Origin of the sequence: Archangium gephyra (assembly GCF_042230915.1) — a bacterium.
Lineage (GTDB): Bacteria > Myxococcota > Myxococcia > Myxococcales > Myxococcaceae > Archangium > Archangium gephyra_B.
On the sequence record NZ_CP102578.1, the window covers coordinates 9,687,751 to 9,704,936 of the forward strand.

General features: G+C 70.8%; 15 protein-coding genes. 11 read left to right on the plus strand and 4 right to left on the minus strand.

What is annotated here, in order from left to right; translation table 11 throughout:
* Positions 1–35: 35 nt before the first annotated feature.
* Positions 36–1,598, plus strand: coding sequence for a beta-ketoacyl synthase N-terminal-like domain-containing protein (locus NR798_RS38095; RefSeq protein ID WP_375767474.1), 1,563 nt, complete (start codon positions 36–38; stop codon positions 1,596–1,598).
* Positions 1,599–1,627: 29 nt separating this feature from the next.
* Complete coding sequence (amrB, locus tag NR798_RS38100; protein WP_375767475.1) at positions 1,628–2,422, plus strand: AmmeMemoRadiSam system protein B; 795 nt, start codon at positions 1,628–1,630, stop codon at positions 2,420–2,422.
* Positions 2,423–2,434: 12 nt separating this feature from the next.
* Here amrB and NR798_RS38105 read toward each other — a convergent pair whose 3' ends face one another.
* Positions 2,435–3,187: a DUF6683 family protein gene (locus NR798_RS38105; protein WP_375767476.1), complete on the minus strand. Its 753-nt coding sequence runs from the start codon at positions 3,185–3,187 to the stop codon at positions 2,435–2,437.
* A gap of 172 nt (positions 3,188–3,359) precedes the next feature.
* Here NR798_RS38105 and NR798_RS38110 point away from each other — a divergent pair, with 172 nt between their 5' ends.
* Entirely contained in the window at positions 3,360–4,910 is a 1,551-nt protein-coding gene (locus NR798_RS38110) for an MBL fold metallo-hydrolase (RefSeq protein WP_375767477.1), read from the plus strand.
* 10 nt (positions 4,911–4,920) lie between these two features.
* Here the strand turns inward: NR798_RS38110 and NR798_RS38115 are convergent, their stop codons facing one another.
* On the minus strand, positions 4,921–5,208 hold the full coding sequence (locus NR798_RS38115; protein ID WP_375767478.1) for a hypothetical protein: 288 nt from the start codon (positions 5,206–5,208) through the stop codon (positions 4,921–4,923).
* A gap of 267 nt (positions 5,209–5,475) precedes the next feature.
* Here NR798_RS38115 and NR798_RS38120 point away from each other — a divergent pair, with 267 nt between their 5' ends.
* The 4 genes from NR798_RS38120 (at position 5,476) to NR798_RS38135 (ending at position 8,584) form a co-directional block, all read left to right on the plus strand.
* Positions 5,476–5,697 carry a hypothetical protein gene (locus tag NR798_RS38120; RefSeq protein ID WP_375767479.1) on the plus strand — a complete coding sequence of 74 codons (222 nt, stop codon included), beginning with the start codon at positions 5,476–5,478 and terminating at the stop codon, positions 5,695–5,697.
* Positions 5,698–5,805: 108 nt separating this feature from the next.
* The gene (locus tag NR798_RS38125; RefSeq protein WP_375767480.1) at positions 5,806–6,675 is read left to right on the plus strand and encodes a nucleotidyltransferase; all 870 of its coding nucleotides are present in this window, start codon (positions 5,806–5,808) and stop codon (positions 6,673–6,675) included.
* Between the two features lie 79 nt (positions 6,676–6,754).
* Complete coding sequence (locus NR798_RS38130; protein WP_375767481.1) at positions 6,755–7,159, plus strand: YkgJ family cysteine cluster protein; 405 nt, start codon at positions 6,755–6,757, stop codon at positions 7,157–7,159.
* 63 nt (positions 7,160–7,222) lie between these two features.
* A complete protein-coding gene (locus NR798_RS38135) occupies positions 7,223–8,584 on the plus strand; it encodes a PQQ-dependent sugar dehydrogenase (RefSeq protein ID WP_375767482.1) in 1,362 nt (453 codons plus the stop codon).
* 15 nt (positions 8,585–8,599) lie between these two features.
* Here NR798_RS38135 and NR798_RS38140 read toward each other — a convergent pair whose 3' ends face one another.
* The gene (locus tag NR798_RS38140; RefSeq protein ID WP_375767483.1) at positions 8,600–9,691 is read right to left on the minus strand and encodes an RNA polymerase sigma factor RpoD/SigA; all 1,092 of its coding nucleotides are present in this window, start codon (positions 9,689–9,691) and stop codon (positions 8,600–8,602) included.
* Between the two features lie 69 nt (positions 9,692–9,760).
* On the opposite strand from NR798_RS38140, the gene NR798_RS38145 reads away from it, so the two are divergent.
* From NR798_RS38145 to NR798_RS38160, 4 genes are all read left to right on the plus strand, one after another.
* Complete coding sequence (locus NR798_RS38145; protein WP_375767484.1) at positions 9,761–12,196, plus strand: DEAD/DEAH box helicase; 2,436 nt, start codon at positions 9,761–9,763, stop codon at positions 12,194–12,196.
* 185 nt (positions 12,197–12,381) lie between these two features.
* Positions 12,382–14,787 (plus strand): protein kinase, encoded by a 2,406-nt coding sequence (locus NR798_RS38150; protein WP_375767485.1) that lies wholly within the window; start codon positions 12,382–12,384, stop codon positions 14,785–14,787.
* A gap of 139 nt (positions 14,788–14,926) precedes the next feature.
* Positions 14,927–15,361, plus strand: a complete 435-nt coding sequence (locus NR798_RS38155; protein ID WP_375767486.1) for a YciI family protein — start codon at positions 14,927–14,929, stop codon at positions 15,359–15,361.
* Between the two features lie 54 nt (positions 15,362–15,415).
* Entirely contained in the window at positions 15,416–16,684 is a 1,269-nt protein-coding gene (locus NR798_RS38160) for an RNA polymerase sigma factor (RefSeq protein WP_375767487.1), read from the plus strand.
* Here the strand turns inward: NR798_RS38160 and NR798_RS38165 are convergent.
* Entirely contained in the window at positions 16,681–17,166 is a 486-nt protein-coding gene (locus tag NR798_RS38165) for a helix-turn-helix domain-containing protein (protein WP_375767488.1), read from the minus strand. The genes NR798_RS38160 and NR798_RS38165 overlap by 4 nt on opposite strands.
* Between the last annotated feature and the right edge of the window lie 20 nt (positions 17,167–17,186).

Consider the following 17,186-nt stretch of genomic DNA (forward strand, 5'->3'; position numbering starts at 1 on the left):
GGGCCAGCGGCGAACCAGGAATCAGAGGTAACAACGTGCGCAGAGTCGGAATCTTCGGCTGGGGAGTGGTCGCTCCCCGGTCCCGGAACATCGAGGCCTTCGAGAAGAACCTCGCGTCGTCGGAGAGCTGGCTCTCTCCCTTCAACGGCTTCGGTCCGGACAACTTCCTCGTCGGCAACCCGGACTTCGACTTCGCGGAGTACAAGCCCTGGGTCGACGCCCGCTTCCCCGCCACGCGCTTCGCCCAGCTCGAGAAGAAGATGGGCATGCCGACCAAGATGGCGATCGGCGCCTTCATCCAGTCGCTGGCCCAGAACCCCGGCCTGGAGCAGGAGCTGCAGGCGCTGGGGGCCCGCTCCCACGTGTACGTGGGCACCGGTCTGGGGGACCTGCCGACCATCCACGACATCACGCTGAACCTGCACCGCGCCCAGCGGAAGTGGGACCGCTTCTGGTCGTCCCCCGAGCGCAACAGCACGCTGCGCCGCTGGCTGGAGACGCGCGAGCCGATGCCCGGCCTGCCCCCCGAGCCCTCCACCGTGGACGAGGCGGACCGGGACGAGGCCGAGGAGGCCTGGTGGCACTTCTGGGCCGGCCAGTCTCCCGAGCTGCGCGAGTACCTCGCCGAGCAGAAGGAGATTGAAGGCCTGGGCGTCGAGGGCGGCAACGTGGAGGCCGCCAAGCTGGCCGTCATCAAGGAGAAGCGGACGCGCAACCAGCGCCTGCAGAAGAAGTGGGGCGCCCCCGAGCCGCCGTGGAACGCGGTGCCGTCCGAGATTCTCTGGAACATCCACAACACCCCCGCCTCGCAGATCTCGATGATGGGGCGGATCACCGGCATGACGTTCGCGCCGGTGGCGGCGTGCTCCTCGTTCGGCTATGGGCTGAAGCTGGCGCTCGACGCCATCACCAGCGGCGATGCGAAGGCGGTGGTGCTGGGCATGACGGATCCGCCCCCGCACCCGCTCACGGTGGGTGGCTTCTACAACGCGCGCGTGGTGAGCGCGGACGGCGCCGTGTCCAAGCCGCTCACGCAGCTGCGCGGCACGCACGTGGCCGGCGGCTCGGTGGTGTGGATTCTGGGTGACCTGGAGCACTTCAGCGCCAAGGGCTTCAAGCCGCTGGGCATGGAGCCCCTCACCGTGGGCGTCACCGCAGACGCGGACCACATCATCACGCCCTCGAAGGAGGGCCCCGTCGTGGCCATCCACGAGGCCCTGCGCAAGGCGGGCGTGGAGCCGTCCGAGATTGGCAGCTGGGATCTGCACGCCACCGCCACCCCGGGCGACTACCTGGAGATGGAGACGCTGCACTCGATCCTGCCGGAGACGGTGCTGGTGACGGCGCGCAAGGGCACCTTCGGCCACGGCATGGGTGCTGGCGGCGGCTGGGAACTGACGGCCCAGTACCTCGGCTACGCCCGGGGCCAGGTGTTCCCCACCCCGCTGTCCGAGGGCGAGCTCAACAAGGAGATCGGCCGCGTGCACCCCCGCTATGTCTTCGACAAGGCGGTGGCCGTGCCCCAGGGCTGTGCTGGCAAGCTCTCCATGGGCGTGGGCGGCATCAACGCCTGCGTCATCTCGCGCCCCTGGCGCTGAGCGCGCGGCGGCCCTACCCCTAAAGGGTCATGGCCGATCGCGTTCGCGCTCCCGCGGTGGCGGGTTCGTTCTACCCCGCCACCGCTCCCCTCCTCGCCAGCCAGGTGGATCAGTGGTTGGAGCAGGCCCCCGCCTGTCCGCCTCCGTCCCCAGCGGCGCTCATCGTCCCCCATGCCGGCTACATCTACTCGGGCCCGGTGGCCGCGAGCGCCTATGCCTGCCTGCGCGGGCTGAAGGGCAAGGTGCGGCATGTGCTGCTGCTCGGGCCCTGTCACTTCGTGCTGATGAACGGGCTGGCCCACCCCGACGCCGAGGCCCTGCGCACGCCACTCGGAGACGTGCCCATCGATGAGGCCCTGCGCGAGCGGGCCGAGGCCACGCGCCACGTCGCCGCCTCCGTGCTCGCCCACCGCAAGGAGCACTCGCTCGAGGTGCAGCTGCCCTTCCTCCAGCGCGTGCTGGGCGACTTCGACGTGCTCCCCCTCGTGGTGGGCTCCGCACGGCCCGAGGAGGTGGCCGAGGTGCTCGAGGCGCTCTGGACGCAGGACGTGCTGCCCATCATCAGCTCCGACCTGTCGCACTACCTGCCCTATGACATCGCCCGGCGGGTGGATCGCGAGACGGCCGACCATATCCTCCAGCTCGACGGGCCGCTCGAGGAGGATCGCGCGTGCGGCGCCGCGGCCATCAACGGGCTGTTGCTCGTGGCACGGCGCCGGGGCTTGAGCGCCGAGTTGCTCGACCTGCGCAGCTCGGGCGACACCGCCGGCGGCAAGAGCGAGGTCGTTGGCTACGGCGCGTTCGCCTTCCACCCGCGGGCCTGAGGGAGTCCCTCCTCAGTCGATCCACACGGAATCGCCGTCGAGGCGCACCTTGTCGATGCGGATGCCCATCGTCTGCTCCAGCAACTCCTTCGCCAGCTCGCGCGCCTCCTTCTGCAGCTCCGGACGCCCCTTGTCACGCCCCTCGTTGTAGAGCCCGAGGATGAGGGAGCCCGAGAGCACCACCGACTCGTATAGCTCCTGCTTGTCACTATCCGACAAGCGCCGCTCCTTGAGGCCCATGGCGATGGCGGCGTTGATCTGCACCAACATGGACTGCTGCTGCGGGCCGCTCAGCTCCTGGCCGTTCTTGAGCGCGTAGTAGGAGGACATGAAGAAGTAGTTGAAGGCCCCGGCGAGGTTCCGCTTCAGCTGCGGCTGATCCTGCTGATCCAGCAGTTGATCGTACGCCTGGAGGAGTTGCTGCAAGGCGGGCTCGAGCGCCTTGCGCTGGTCGGAATCAAGCTCCCGCACCCGCTCGGAGAGCCGCTTGGGCATGACGGGGTCGGTCACCATGCGGAACGAGGACACCGAGAGCGGCAGCAGCAGCGGCGATACCCCCGGCTCGCCTCCCGGACCGGGCTGGGGCTCCTGCGAAAGCCGCGCCTTCCACTGCTTCTGGAAGAAGGGCTTGAAGTTGCCGTGGATGAAGGCGTTGCTGTCGTAGTGCCTGTAAGGACTCACGGGCTGTTCGCCCTCCAGTCCCGCCGCACCCAGCAGGAGGAACCCCGCCACCATGACGGGAACCGTCCTGAGAAAACTGTTCATCTCCCCCTCCACTAGAATGACGGGAATGTAGAGCACGCCGGCGCCAGCCTCCCCCCTCCGGCATGCAGTCCCGGTCGTCGCGCGCGGAGCATCATCGGAAAGCACCGGAGCGGGCAAGCAGTCCGGTGAATGCGCTGGCCAGCCGAGCCGCCCCCCTGCTAGCAGCAGTCCCATGCGGCTCACCCTCCATCGTGGCGTCAGCCTCGCCGTCCTCGCCTCGGCGCGCACCGAGGCGGAGCACCATGAGGACCTGGGTTGCAGCATCCAGGGCCCCACCGCACGGCCCGTGCGTCAGGCCCATGTCCCTCTCAAACAGCGGCTCGCCCAGCTGGGCCCGGAGCGCTCCCTGCGCGAGGCGAAGGCCCTCGTGCGCTGGTTGGAGGAGACGCCCGGTTATGCCGCGCTCTGCGACGAGGGCCGGCGGCGCGGTGGCCGTCGCCCACTGCGTCATGAAGTGCTGTTCCCCGACGCGACGCGCCACAAGCCTCGCATCCTCCACCTGCGCCAGGAGGAGCTGGGGCTCGACTTTCCCGTGAAGGCCCGCGAGTGGCCCGCCCTCGCCGAGCTCTTCGCCTCGCTGGCGCGCGGAGCCACCCGCGCCGAGCTGCGCGCCCTCTCGGCCGTGCCCGCGGTGGGCGAGTTGCTCGCGGACATGTCCAGCGCCGGCTGGCTGGTGCGCCACGAGGGCCCCGTGGAGGTGCCCGCCCCCGGCGCCCTCTTCGTGGGCCACAACACCGTGCTGGTGTCGAGCCCCCAGGCGCGCGTCCTGGTGGACCCCTATTTCCGTGCCGCCAGCCAGCTCGACCGGCCAGACTACCCGCCCATGCAGCCGCGCGACATCGGCCGGGTGGACGCGGTCGTCATCACCCACTCGCACGGGGACCACTTCCACCTGGGCTCGCTGCTGCAGCTGCCGAGCGACACGCGCATCTTCGTGCCGGCGGTGGAGCGCGAGAGCCTCTTCTCCACCGACTGCGTGCTGCGGCTGAAGCAGCTCGGCTACACCCGCGTCGAGGCGCTGCGCTGGGGCGAAGAGCGGCTCGTGGGCGACATCACCGTGCGCGCCCTGCCCTTCCATGGCGAGCAGCCCACCGACGGTGAGGGCCTCTACCCGGACCTCTTCAACGAGGGGAACACCTGGCTGGTGCGCGCGCCGGGCTTCTCCGCGGCCTTCTTCGCCGATGCCGGACACGACGTGCGCGGGGACATGCGCACCGTCTGCCGCGCGCTGCGGAAGGAGGCCCCCGTGGACGTGCTCTTCTGCGGGGTGCGCGGCTTCCGGCTCGAGCCGCTCTTCTTCGGCTACACCACGCTGGACGCCTACCTCGTGGACGTGCCCGTGGAGTCGCTCGTGAAGCCGCAGCAGCTCATGGCCGGGCCGGAGGAGGCGCTGCACTATGGCGAGCTGCTCGGCGCGCGCTACGTGGTGCCCTGCGCGGACGGAGGCGCGCCCTGGTACTGGCGTGAGGGCATGGGCCCGCGCTACCCGGGCTATCCCGGCGAGCCGGTGAGCGGCGCCAGCACCCTGGACGAGAACCCCGACGCGGACCCCTACCCCGAGCGGTTGAAGCAGGTGCGCCGGCAGGTGGGGCACGGCCCGCAGGCGCTGCTGATGCGCCCCGGCGAGGCCCTCGCATGGCAAGGCCGCAAGGCACCGGAGCTCGTCCGGTACCCCGGCTTCGAGTGGCCGTTCGGCGGCATGCCGGCACGGCGCGGCGCGTGACGCGGGCCGCTCAGATGCCTCCCGAGGGCGTCCGCGGCTCCTCGGGCTCGAGCTCCTGGAGGGGCTCCTCCGGGAAGGACTTCAGCTTGAGCAGGCCCGCGAGCATGTGCAGCTTCTCGTGGACCGACTCGTTGCCGAACTCGTGCAGGTCCGTCAACGCCTGGGCGTAGTCCGTGAGCGCGGCCAGCCACTCATGCAGACTCTCCGGGCTCGTTGGCTTCGCGCGCGCGTCCTCGATTCGTGCGAAGGCTTCGTGCAGTCTGTCAGCCGCATCGTCCAGGTGTTTGGGAAGTGCCATGGCCGTCTCCCTTCGTCCCCCTCACCATGGGACTCCCTTCCCCCCGCGTGCAGGGCGGGTCCTCATGCCGGAGGGCCCGGCGGACACGCCGAGAGGCGCTCCCCCCTGGCGTCCCCTGGCATCCGTGCACTCCCGCGCGCCGGGCCGATGGGCGGGCATCCGAGCCTGAAGTCCCGGGAACAGCATGCCGCCACGCCCGAGCGGACGAATCCTCCAGCTTCGTGACGCGAGCCGTCATGGCCGCGACAAAGGAAAAAGGGGACGACCATGAAGGGACGCGAGCGCGTGTGCAAGAAGCACATCAAACAGGCGGGCTGGAGCATCGCCCACGAGGGCCAGCGGGAGCAGGGCTACCACCTGGAACTCCACGGCCCGCGCGGCGAGCAGATGAAGGTGGATGCGCCGAGCAAGGCCCGCGCCTACCGCCACGCGGAGCGGCAGGTGAATGGCTCGGAGCCGGGCATGGCGCTCTGGGCGAGCCCGGCCTGAATTCCCCCCTCGTCTGGGGAGCAGCCGGGCGGGCTGGAGCACCGTTTGCCGTCCTGCCCCCGGCGATCTCCGACCCTAACCTACCTGCCAGGACACCGGGAGCGTGCCATGAGCATTCAAGAGACCGACCATCCGACTGTGGGGCAGGGCAGCAGCCAGGACTCTCCCGGCCCCTTGGCGAAACCGAGCAAGGCGCCTCCGCCCATGCAGGCGGATCAGCGGCCTCCCATCGAGCGGGGCGCGCATCTGCTGGCGCTCAGCACGCTCAAGAACGCGGAGATTCCCTTCGTGGTCGCGGGCGCCTACGCGCTCCACCTCTATACGGGCATCTACCGCGACACCAAGGACCTGGACCTCTTCCTCAAGCGCGAGCACGTGGAGCGCGCCATGGAGGCCCTGCACGGGATGGGCTTCGAGACGAAGATGCATGACCCCGTGTGGATCGCGAAGGCCTACGCCAACGACGAGTACTTCGCCGATCTCATCTTCAGCTCGGGCAACGGCGTGGCCATCGTGGATGACCACTGGATCGACGAGGCCCACCCGGGCGTCATCCACGGGCTGCCCATCCTGGTGGCGCCCCCCGAGGACATCATCTGGTCCAAGGCCTTTGTCTGCGAGCGCGAGCGCTTCGACGGCACCGACATCAACCACCTCATCCTCGCCCGCGGCAAGCAGATGGACTGGAAGCACCTGATGGCCCGGTTCGATCCGTACTGGGAGGTGCTCCTGGCCCACGTGACGTTCTACCGCTTCAGCTACCCGGGCCAGCGCGACCACGTGCCCCGCTGGGTCTGGGACGAGCTGCTCGAGCGCGCCCGCAACCAGCACAACGAGCCCGAGAAGAAGAAGCTCTGCCGGGGAATGTTGATCGCCAAGGGGCAGTACAACGTGGATGTCGAGCACTGGGGTTATACCGACGCCCGTGTCGAGGAGGTCGCGACGTTCCGCGACTACCGCGAGACGAAGAAGGACTGAGGCGCACGGCGAGCCCCTTGCCTGGCAGGCCGTTCACCCCTAGCAAGGGGGCTCCTCGCTCCCCGGAAGCCGTGTCCCGATGTCCCTCTCCACCCTGTGCCTGCACTGCGGGATGTGCTGTGACGGCACCCTGTTCACCCACGTCCCGCTCACGCCCACCGAGGCCGGCCCCTTGAAGGCCCTGGGGCTGCCCGTGACGGAGCGCGAGGACGGCACGCCCATCCTCCCGCAGCGCTGCGCGGCGCTGGAGGGGCGCACGTGCACCGCCTACGCCCAGCGCCCCGAGGGCTGCCGCCGCTACCACTGCAACCTCTTCTCCGCGCTCTCCGAGGGCGAGGTGTCCCTCGAGGAGGCGCTCGCCACCGTGGACGGAGCGCACGCCCTGCGCGCCGCCGCGAACGGGGAGCGCAGCCCCGAGCTGGAGGACTACCTCGACCGCCACCTCCGGGGCCGGCTCCGGCGCAATAGCCGCCCGGCTTCGTAGCGTGGACAACGGAGCGGCGAAGGGACGTGGAGCCCCGCCAAGGGCCTCGTTAGCCTTTGCGGCATGCGCCCAGGGCCCCTCTTCGCCGCCGTGCTGCTGTGGTTGTCCTCCTCGGGCTGCCGCTCCGCGCCCCAGGGCCCCGCCGACTCCGGAACGGGCCCCGAGCCCACCGACGCGGGGACGGACACCCCGCCACCTGCGGCCGCCAGCGTGCAGGTGCCGGTGACGGTGCCCGAGGGCCTGCGCGCGGCCCCCTTCAACTCGGCGCGAACCCTCACCGTGCCGCCCGGCTTCTCCATCTCCGTCTTCGCGCGGGTGGACGAGGCACGCTTCATGGCCGTCGCGCCCAACGGTGACGTGCTGGTGTCGCAGCCGGGCCAGGGCACGGTGAAGCTGGTGCGGCCGCGGCCCGGGCAGACGCCCGAGGTGTTCGACTGGGCCACCGGACTGCGCCGCCCGCATGACATCGTCTTCCACACCCGCGGGGGCACCACCTCGGTGTACGTCTCCGAGACACACCGGGTGACGCGCTCGCCCTGGGTGGCCGGGGAGACGCAGCGCCAGGAGGCCCAGGTGCTCGTGGACGGGCTGCCGGACGCGAGCTCGCCCGAGCTGAACGGCAACTACGGGCACGAGTTGAAGAACATCGCCGTCGACTCCGCGGGGCGCCTCTACGTCTCCATCGCCTCCACCTGCAACGTGTGCCTCTCCGACACCCAGAGCACCCCCGAGCGCGCCACCGTCTACCGCTACGGGCCGGACGGGGGCGCGGGACAGCTCTTCGCCCAGGGCCTGCGCAACGCCGAGGGCCTCGCCTTCGTGCCAGGGACGGACACCCTCTGGGTGACGGTGAATGCGCGCGACAACATCCCCTACCCGCATGACGACGGCACCGGCCAGTACGGGCGGGTGGTTCCCGAGTACGTGGACAACCACCCCCCCGAGGCCCTCACCCACGTGCGTGAGGGAGGCCAGTACGGCTGGCCCTTCTGCAACCCCAGCCCGGACTCGCCCTCCGGACTGGAGCAGATGCCCTTCGACCGTGACTACGACTTCAACCGCGGCGGCGCCGTGGACTGCGGCCAGCTGGACCGCTTCGACCAGGGCATCCAGGCGCACTCGGCGCCGCTGGGCCTGACCTTCCTCGCCGGCACGGCCTTCCCCGCCCCCTACTCCCCGGGTGTGGTGGTGGCCTACCACGGCTCGTGGAACCGCACGCAGCGCACCGGCTACAAGGTGGCCTACTTCCCCTGGGACACGGCGGCGGGCCAGCCCACCTCCCAGCTGGACCTCGTCACCGGGTGGGTGGCGCCGGATGGCCGCAGCGTCTGGGGCCGCCCCGTGGACGTGGCCGTCACCGCCGACGGCGCCCTGCTCATCAGCGATGATCAGGCGGACGCGCTCTACCTGCTGCGCAGGGAGTGAGCCCGCCCGGCCCCCTCACCCCTTGGGGTTGGCCACCAGGTCGAAGTCCGGAATCTGCTCGCGCATGTACTCGCGCATCCGGTTGATGAGCGCCGCTTCGATCTGCCTCGCCCGCTCGCGGCTCACCCCGTACTTGTCTCCAATGTCCTGGAGCGTCAGCGGCTCGTCGGCGATCAGCCGGTTCTCGAAGATGTAGCGCTCCTTGCCCTCGAGCGACTTCGCGAACTCCTGCATCTTCTCGCGGAACAGCAGCTTGAGCTGCTCGTTGCCCAGCCGCTCCTCGGCCCCCACCGACGAGGACGGCAGGAACCGGTCCATCCGCGTCGCCGACGAGTCCTCTCCTCCCACCGGCGCGTCCAGCGACATCTCGTCGTGGCCCAGCCGCTGGTCCATCTCCACCACGTCCTGCTCGGTGACGTTGAGGCGCTCGGCCAGCATCTTCGGCGTCACCTCGAAGCCCTGCGCCATCAACTTGTCCTGCTCCTGGCGCAGCTTGAAGAAGAGCTTCCGCTGGGCTTCCGTCGTCCCCAACTTCACCATCTTCCAGTTGTCCATGATGTAGCGCAGGATGTAGGCGCGTATCCACCATGCGGCGTAGGAGCTGAGCTTCACCCCGCGCTCGGGGTCGTACTTCTTCACCGCCTGCATCAGCCCGATGTTGCCCTCCTGCACCAGATCCAACAGGGCCAGGGGGTTGCGGTGGTACTCGTGGGCCAGCTTGACCACCAGCCGCAGGTTGGCCGCCACCAGGCGGTAGGCCGCCTTGACGTCCCCCGTGTCGCGCAGGCGCCGGGCGAGCGCTACCTCCTCCTCCCGGGTGAGCAGGGGGTGGCGCTGGACCTCGTTCATGTACGCCTGGAGGGGGTCCGTCCGGGCCAGCCCCGTCTCCCCGGCCTTCACCAGGGCCGCCCGGGGGGGTCCGGGGACCTCCTCCACCTCGGCCTCCACCTCTTCCAGCTCCTCGGGGGCGGGCTCCAGGGCGTCCGGTTCCGGCTCGGCGGATTCGGCCTCCTCGGCCTCGGCTTCCTCGGGGGGCGGGGTAGCGGCGGGCCGCTTCGCCCGGGTCTTCGAGCCCGTTCCTCCCGTCTTCTTCCTCCCAATCGCCATGAGGAGTTCCTTAAGCAAAGTAAGCCGATTGTTGCCAGAGCCTAATGCAGGGGTTATGCCCCAAGCTTGATGAGCGACAACCAATCTCCGGAGCAGCCGGAAACCACTGCCGAAGCCCTGTCGCGCCCCGCCGAGTACGTCGCGGACGTCAGCTTCGATGACTTGAACCTGTCCGAGCCCCTCCGTCGCGGCATCGCGGACCGTGGCTATACCAACCCCACCCCTGTCCAGGCCAAGGCCTTTGGCCCCGTCATGCAGGGCAGGGATCTCATCGTGCGCAGCAAGACCGGCACGGGCAAGACGGCCGCCTTCGGCCTGCCCTTGCTGGAGAAGATCTCCGCCGAGGACAAGCGGGTGCGCGCCCTCATCCTCTGCCCCACGCGCGAGCTGGCGCTCCAGGTGTCCGAGGAGCTGGCCGCCCTGGGCAAGCACAAGGGCGTCAAGGTGGCCGCCATCTACGGCGGTGCCTCCATGAAGCAGCAGGAGGACGCCCTCGAGGAGGGCACGCAGATCATCGTGGGCACGCCCGGCCGGGTGTTCGACCACATCAACCGCGGCAACCTCAAGCTCGAGGGCTGCTCCCACGCGGTGCTGGATGAAGCCGACGAGATGCTCAACCAGGGCTTCTACGAGGAAGTCACCCGCATCCTCGACCGTCTTCCCAAGGACCGGCAGGTGCTGCTCTTCAGCGCCACCGTCCCCACGGACATCCAGAACCTGATTGCCCGCTACACGACGAACGCGGAGACGCTGCTGCTCTCCGGCGACGTCTTCACCGTCGAGCACATCCACCACATCCGCTACGACGTGTCGGACGCGCTGCCCAAGCCGCGCAACCTCATCTACGTGCTGGAGGCCGAGGAGCCCCAGAACGCCATCATCTTCTGCAACACCCGCGACGACACCGCCCTGGTGACGGCGGTGCTCAACCGCAACGGCTTCGACGCGGACCTGCTCAACGGGGATCTGCCGCAGAAGGAGCGCGAGCGGGTGATGGGCAAGGTGAAGCGCGGGGAAGTGGCCTTCATGGTGGCCACCGACATCGCGGCGCGCGGCATCGACATCTCCGGCCTCGAGTACGTCATCAACTACTCGCTGCCCGAGGACCCCGCCGTGTACCTGCACCGGGTGGGCCGCACCGGCCGCATCGGCAACAAGGGCACCGCCATCAACCTCTTCTCCGGCCGCGAGCTGGCCACGTACACCACGCTGGAGAAGAAGTACGGCATCAAGTTCGAGAAGCGCGAGATGCCCGCCCCCGAGGAGGCCATGCGCCTGTGGGCCGAGCGCCACGTGCGCGAAATCCGCGAGGCCGCCTCCGGCTCCATCTTCGAGGGCTTCCTGCCCCTGGCCGCGCAGCTCAAGGCCCGGCCGGACGCGGATGACCTGATGGCCTTCCTGCTGAAGTACTTCTTCAGCCACCTGCGCATGGAGAAGGCCCAGGCCGCCCAGCAGGGCGAGCGCCCCGAGCAGGAGGCGAAGCCCGAGAGCCGCCGCAAGGACCGGGAGCGCGAGCGTCCCCGCGACCGCGACAGGGATCGGGACAGGCCGCCGCGCCGCGAGGAGCGCCGGGAGTCCCGTGCGGAGCCGTCCGGCGAGTCGCGTGAGCGCGGCGAGCGGGGAGAGCGTGGCGACAAGCGCCGCAGGGATCGTCCCGAGCGGAGCGAGCGCGGCCCCGCGTCCTTCGAGGCCGGCCCCGGCGAGGCGAAGCTGTGGGTCAACCTGGGCACCGAGGATGGCCTGGGGCCCGGCAGCATCGTCACCGCCCTGGAAGAGGCGGGTGCCCCCGCCAACAAGGTGGTGCGTGCCGACCTCAAGCCCGGCTTCTCCTACGTCTTCATCTCCGAGCAGGACCTGGCGGGCTTCGAGGCCCTCACCGGCAAGACGTACAAGGACAAGACGCTGAAGGTGGAGAAGAGCCGGCCGCGCGGCGAGCGCGATCCGAACCGGCCGCCGCCCTCTCCCGACGCCGGCCCCGGCGAGGTGAAGCTGAAGTTCAACCTCGGCATGGACGACGGCCTGGACGAGGCGAAGTTCATCGCCGCCCTGGAGGCCGCTGGCGCCCCCGCGGGCAAGGTGAACAAGGCGGTGCTCCGCCCCGCCTACGGCTACGCCTACGTGCCCGAGAGCGAGGCCGAGGCCTTCGAGGCCCTCACCGGCAAGCAGCACGGCGAGAAGGCGCTGAAGGTGGACAAGCACCGGCCTCGCGGCACCCGCGAGCGTCCGCCCCGCCGTGAGCGCACCGAGCGCACCGAGTCCCCCGAGGTGCCCGGCCAGGCGCGCCTGTGGGTGGGCCTGGGCCGCGACGTGGTGCAGGACGAGGCCGCCGTCACCAGCACCCTCGAGTCGATGGGGGCGCCGGCCGGCAAGGTGCAGCGCGTGGAGCTCAAGCCCACGTACTCGTACGTCTTCGTCGCCGACGAGGACGTGGCCGCCTTCGAGGCCCTCAACGGCAAGCAGCACGGCGAGAAGACGCTGAAGCTCGAGCGGGCCCGGCGCCGGTAACTCCCTCGCCCCCCGGGAGAGGGCGGGGGTGAGGGTATCCGCCCCCGTTTTCCAACCCGTGGCTCACGGTGGGCCGCGGGTTCAACCCGGGGCCCGTGGCACCCTCACCCCGTCCCTCTCCCGGTGGGAGAGGGGAAATGGCCTCCTTCGCGGACCTGGCTGAAGGCGATTAGACTCGCTCCGCCGTGTCCGACGACAGCTCCTCCCCTCCCCCCGACAGCTCCGCCACCGTGCTGACCCTCGAGCGTCGGCCGGAGGCCACTGGTTCCCCGGATCCGAAGTCCTCCCCGGAGCTCTTCGCCGGGCGCTACGCCCTCGAGGCGCTCATCGGCCGCGGGGGCATGGGCCACGTGTACCGGGCGCGCGACGTGCTCGTCGGCGACGTGGTGGCCCTCAAGACGTTGGAGCTGGGCAAGGAGCCCGGCTCGGACGCACTCGAGCGCTTCCGCCGCGAGGTCCGCCTGGCCCGCCGCATCGCCCACCCCCATGTGGCGCGCATGCACGACCTGGGCGAGCACGCCGGGCAGAACTACCTCACCATGGAGTACGTCGAGGGCCAGGACCTGCGCTCGCTCCTCGCGCGAGAGGGGCCGCTGGCTCCCGTCCGGGCCGCCCGCATCGCCCTGGACGTGTGCGAGGGGCTCGCCGCCGCCCACGCCGCCGGAGTGGTGCACCGCGATCTCAAGCCGGCCAACGTCCTCGTCGAGAAGGGCGGGCGCGTCGTCCTCACCGACTTCGGCATCGCCCGGGCCCTGGTGGACGAGGCCGCCCGCACCACCCAGGGCACCGCCGGCACGCCCATGTACATGGCGCCCGAGCAGCTCTCCAGCGGCGAGGTGGACGCGCGCGCCGACCTCTACGCCGTGGGGTTGATGCTCTACGAGATGCTCACCGCGGCGATGCCCTTCTCCGGGGACTCGCCCATGGCCGTCGCCTTCGCCCGCCTGCGCCAGCCCCCGCCGGACCCGCGCGCGAAGACGGCCGTGCCGGACGCGCTCGCCGGACTCGTGCTGCACTGCCTCGCCCGGGAGCCCGAGGAGCGCCCCGCCAGTGCCCTGCAGCTCGCGCAGGCGTTGCGCGCGTGGCTGGAGGGGCTGGGCGAGCAGATGCCCACGCTCGCGGTGGCCCCCACGCTGGCAACGCCTCCGGCCCCGCCTCGGGAAACACCCACGCCCGTGCGCTCCTCCGGGGCCCTCACCGTCACCGGTGAGCTGGGCCTGGCCATCCTCCCCTTCCGCTTCCAGGGCGCCCCCGAGCGGGAGCACCTCGGCGAGGGGCTCACCGAGGGGCTCATCGACGTGCTGTCCCGCACCCGGGGCCTCCGCGTGTCCGGCAGCGGCGCCACCGCGCGCTTCCGCACCGAGCGCGAGCCCCGCACCGTGGGCCGCGAGCTGGGCGTGGGCTTCCTCGTCGACGGCACGGTGCAGGCCTCGGGCACCACGGCCCGCGTCTCCATCCGCCTCGTGGAGACGGCCCACGGCACCCAGCTGTGGAGCGGCCGCTTCGAGGACTCCTCCCCGGACGCCTTCGAGCTGCAGGACCGGTTGGGCCCGCGCATCGCCGAGTCGCTGCGCCTCGAGCTGCGCCTCGCCACCCACCGGGACACCCTGCCGCCCGAGGCGCTCGCCCTCTACCAGCAGTCCTTCCGCCAGGGCTACACGCCCAACTACGCCCCGGACGTCACGCTCGGCTGGCTGGAGCACTGCATCGCGCTCGCGCCGGACTTCCACCCCGCGCTGGCGCTCCATACCATCTTCGCCCTGAGGGCCTGGTACGTGGGCGGAGCCAATCCCCAGCGCAACTGGGAGACCCTGGCCCGCGACAGCATCGCGCGCCTCGAGCAGCGCGCCCCGCAGATGGCCGAGACGCACCTGGTCCGGGGCATGCTCGCCTCGCAGGAGGGAGACTGGCGCAAGGCCGTGCTCGCCTCGCGCGCCTCGCTCGAGGCCGCCCCCACCTTCCCGTTGGCGATGCAGTTCCTCGGCAGCCTCCAGTGCGAGGCCGGACGCGCCGACGAGGGCCTCGTCCACCTGCGGCGGGCCAGTGAGCTCGACTCGCGGTTGGGCTTCAGCCTGTTCGAGCTCGCCCGCTGCAGCGCCCTGCGTGGACGCATGGAGGACTACCGCAAGGTCAGCGAGCAGCTCGCCACGTTCGGCACCTACCGCGTCCCCTGGCTGATGCTCCGCCTGCGCGTCTCCGCCTGGACGGGGGACCTGGAGGACGTCCGGCAGGTCAAACGCGCGCTGGAGGACGAGACGCTCGGCCCCGCCCGGACGGGCGTCCGCTATGCCGCCGCCGTGCTCGGCGAGATGGAGCCCCTCGACTCGCTCGCCCCCCTGGCGGAGTTGCTCTCCCGGCCCCTGAGCCCGCGCTTCGCCTCGTTCCTGCGCCAGCTCGCCACCGAGCAGCTCTGCCTCACCGGCCACCCGGAGAAGGCCCTGGAGCACTTCCTGCGCGCGGCCGAGACGGCGCTCATCGACCTGGAGTGGACGGACCGCTGCCCCGCGCTCGCCCCCCTGCGCGCCCTGCCGGGCTTCGCCGAGGGCCGCCGCCTGGTGCGCGCCCGGGTGGAAGCCATCTGGAACGGGTGAGCTCCGGCCTGGAAATCCGGGCACTTGGAGGCACTCGAAAATCATCGAAAATCCCGTGTCGATCTCGCCAGCCCTCGTTCGACGTCAGGGTAAGAGCCCGGGAGAAACCCCGGCATCCACCCACGAAGGAGAGACGGCGATGAAGGTCATGGTTCTGGTCAAGGCCACGAAGGACAGCGAAGCGGGCGTCATGCCGAGCACGGAGATGCTGACCGAGATGGGGAAGTACAACGAGGAGCTGGTGAAGGCCGGCATCATGCTCGCGGGCGAGGGGCTGCACCCGAGCTCCAAGGGCGCGCGCGTCCGGTTCTCCGGCCCCAAGCGGACAGTTATCGACGGGCCCTTCACCGAGACCAAGGAGTTGGTCGCCGGCTTCTGGATGTGGCAGGTGAAGTCGATGGAAGAGGCGATCGAGTGGGTCAAGCGCTGCCCCAACCCCATGCTCACGGACAGCGAGATCGAGATCCGCCGGGTGTTCGAGGCGGATGACTTCGGACCCGAGCTCACGCCCGAGCTCCGGGAGGCGGAGGAGCGTCTGGCCGCGGAGTTGGCCGCGAAGGCCGCGAAGAAGTAGCTGGAGTGTCTCCCAGCCTTGCACTGGCGGCCGGAGGTGCTCTGATCGGCCGCCGTGACGGCTACCGAGACGCATCGGGCGATCCACGCGGTCTGGAGAATCGAGTCGGCCCGGCTCATCGCCGGACTCACGCGGTTCGTGCGTGACGTCGGGCTCGCCGAGGAGCTCGCGCAGGACGCGCTCGTCGCCGCGCTCGAGCAGTGGCCCACGTCAGGTGTCCCGGACAAGCCGGGTGCCTGGCTCATGGCCACCGCGAAGCGCCGGGCGATCGACCAGTTCCGCCGCAACAAGCTGCTCGAGCGCAAGCACGAGGAGCTCGGTCACGAGCTGGAAACGGAGCGGGCGCCGGACCTCGAAACGGCCATCGACAATGACGTCGGCGACGACCTCCTGCGCCTCATCCTCATCTCCTGTCACCCGGTGCTCTCGACCGAGGCGCGCGTGGCGCTCACGCTGCGCCTGCTCGGAGGCCTGACGACGGAGGAGATTGCCCGGGCGTTCCTCGTCCCGGAGCCGACCGTGGCCCAGCGCATCGTCCGGGCCAAGCGGACCCTCTCCGAGGCGCGCGTCCCCTTCGAGGTCCCACGTGGGGAGGAGCTCACCGCCCGGCTGTCCTCGGTGCTCGAGGTCCTCTACCTCATCTTCAACGAGGGCTACTCGGCGACGGCCGGTGCCGACTGGGTCCGGCCCGCGCTCTGCGAGGACGCGCTTCGCCTGGGCCGCATCCTGGCCGGGCTCGCTCCGGAGGAGCCGGAGGTCCACGGCCTCGTCGCGCTGATGGAGCTCCAGGCCTCGCGGCTGAGAGCGCGGGTGGGCCCGTCGGGAGAGCCCGTCCTGTTGATGGAGCAGAACCGTGCGCGCTGGGATCGCCTCCTCATCCACCGGGGCCTCGCGGCGCTGGAGCGTGCCGAGAAGCTCGGGGGAGAGCGGGGTCCCTATGCGTTGCAGGCCGCGATCGCCGCCTGTCACGCACGAGCGCTCACGCCGGAGCAGACGGACTGGGCCCGCATCGCGGCGCTCTACGCGGAGCTCGCCGAGCTCACGTCCTCTCCCGTCGTGGAGCTGAATCGCGCGGTCGCCGTCGGGATGGCATCGGGTCCCGTGGCGGGTCTCGAGCTCGTCGATGCGCTGGACGCGGAGGGCGCGCTCGAGGGCTACCACCTCCTGCCGAGCGTGCGCGGCGACCTGCTCGCGAAGCTCGGACGGCTCGACGAGGCCCGTGCGGAGTTCGAGCGTGCGGCCTCGCTCACCCGCAACGCACGCGAGCGCCAGCTGCTGCTCGAGCGAGCGGCCGCGTGTGCCCGCGCCACGCCCCGGAGCTAGGGAGAGGGGGGCTTCGCCCGGCGCGCCCGGTGGTAGTGCGCGACACACAGCTCCCGGGCCAGCACCGGCTTGCCACAGTCCGGCTCCTTGCAGCGCGGCGATTCCTCCGCGGGTAGCTCTCCAGGCGCGCGCCCGGTGAACATGGCCTCGGCCACCGCCAGCAGCCGATCCACCTCCGTCCGCGTCAGCTGGTGCGCCCGGGCGAACTCCACCAGCCGGTGCGCCCCCGCCGCCTCGTCCTCCTCCACCCGGAAGAGCTCCGCCAGGGGGACGCCCAGCGCCCCCGCCACCTGCACCAGCGTCTCGTAGCTGGGGCTGCGCTCGCCCCGCTCCAGCAGCGAGGCGAAGCTCACCGAGATTCCACTGCGCTCGGCGAACTCCTCCTGCGTCAGGCCCCGCCGCTCGCGCAGGCCGCGAATCCGCCGCGCGAGCCCTTGCAGGTGCCCGCTCGCATCCTGGGCTGGCGGGGAACTGGAGCGCATCGCCAACCCATGCTAGCGCA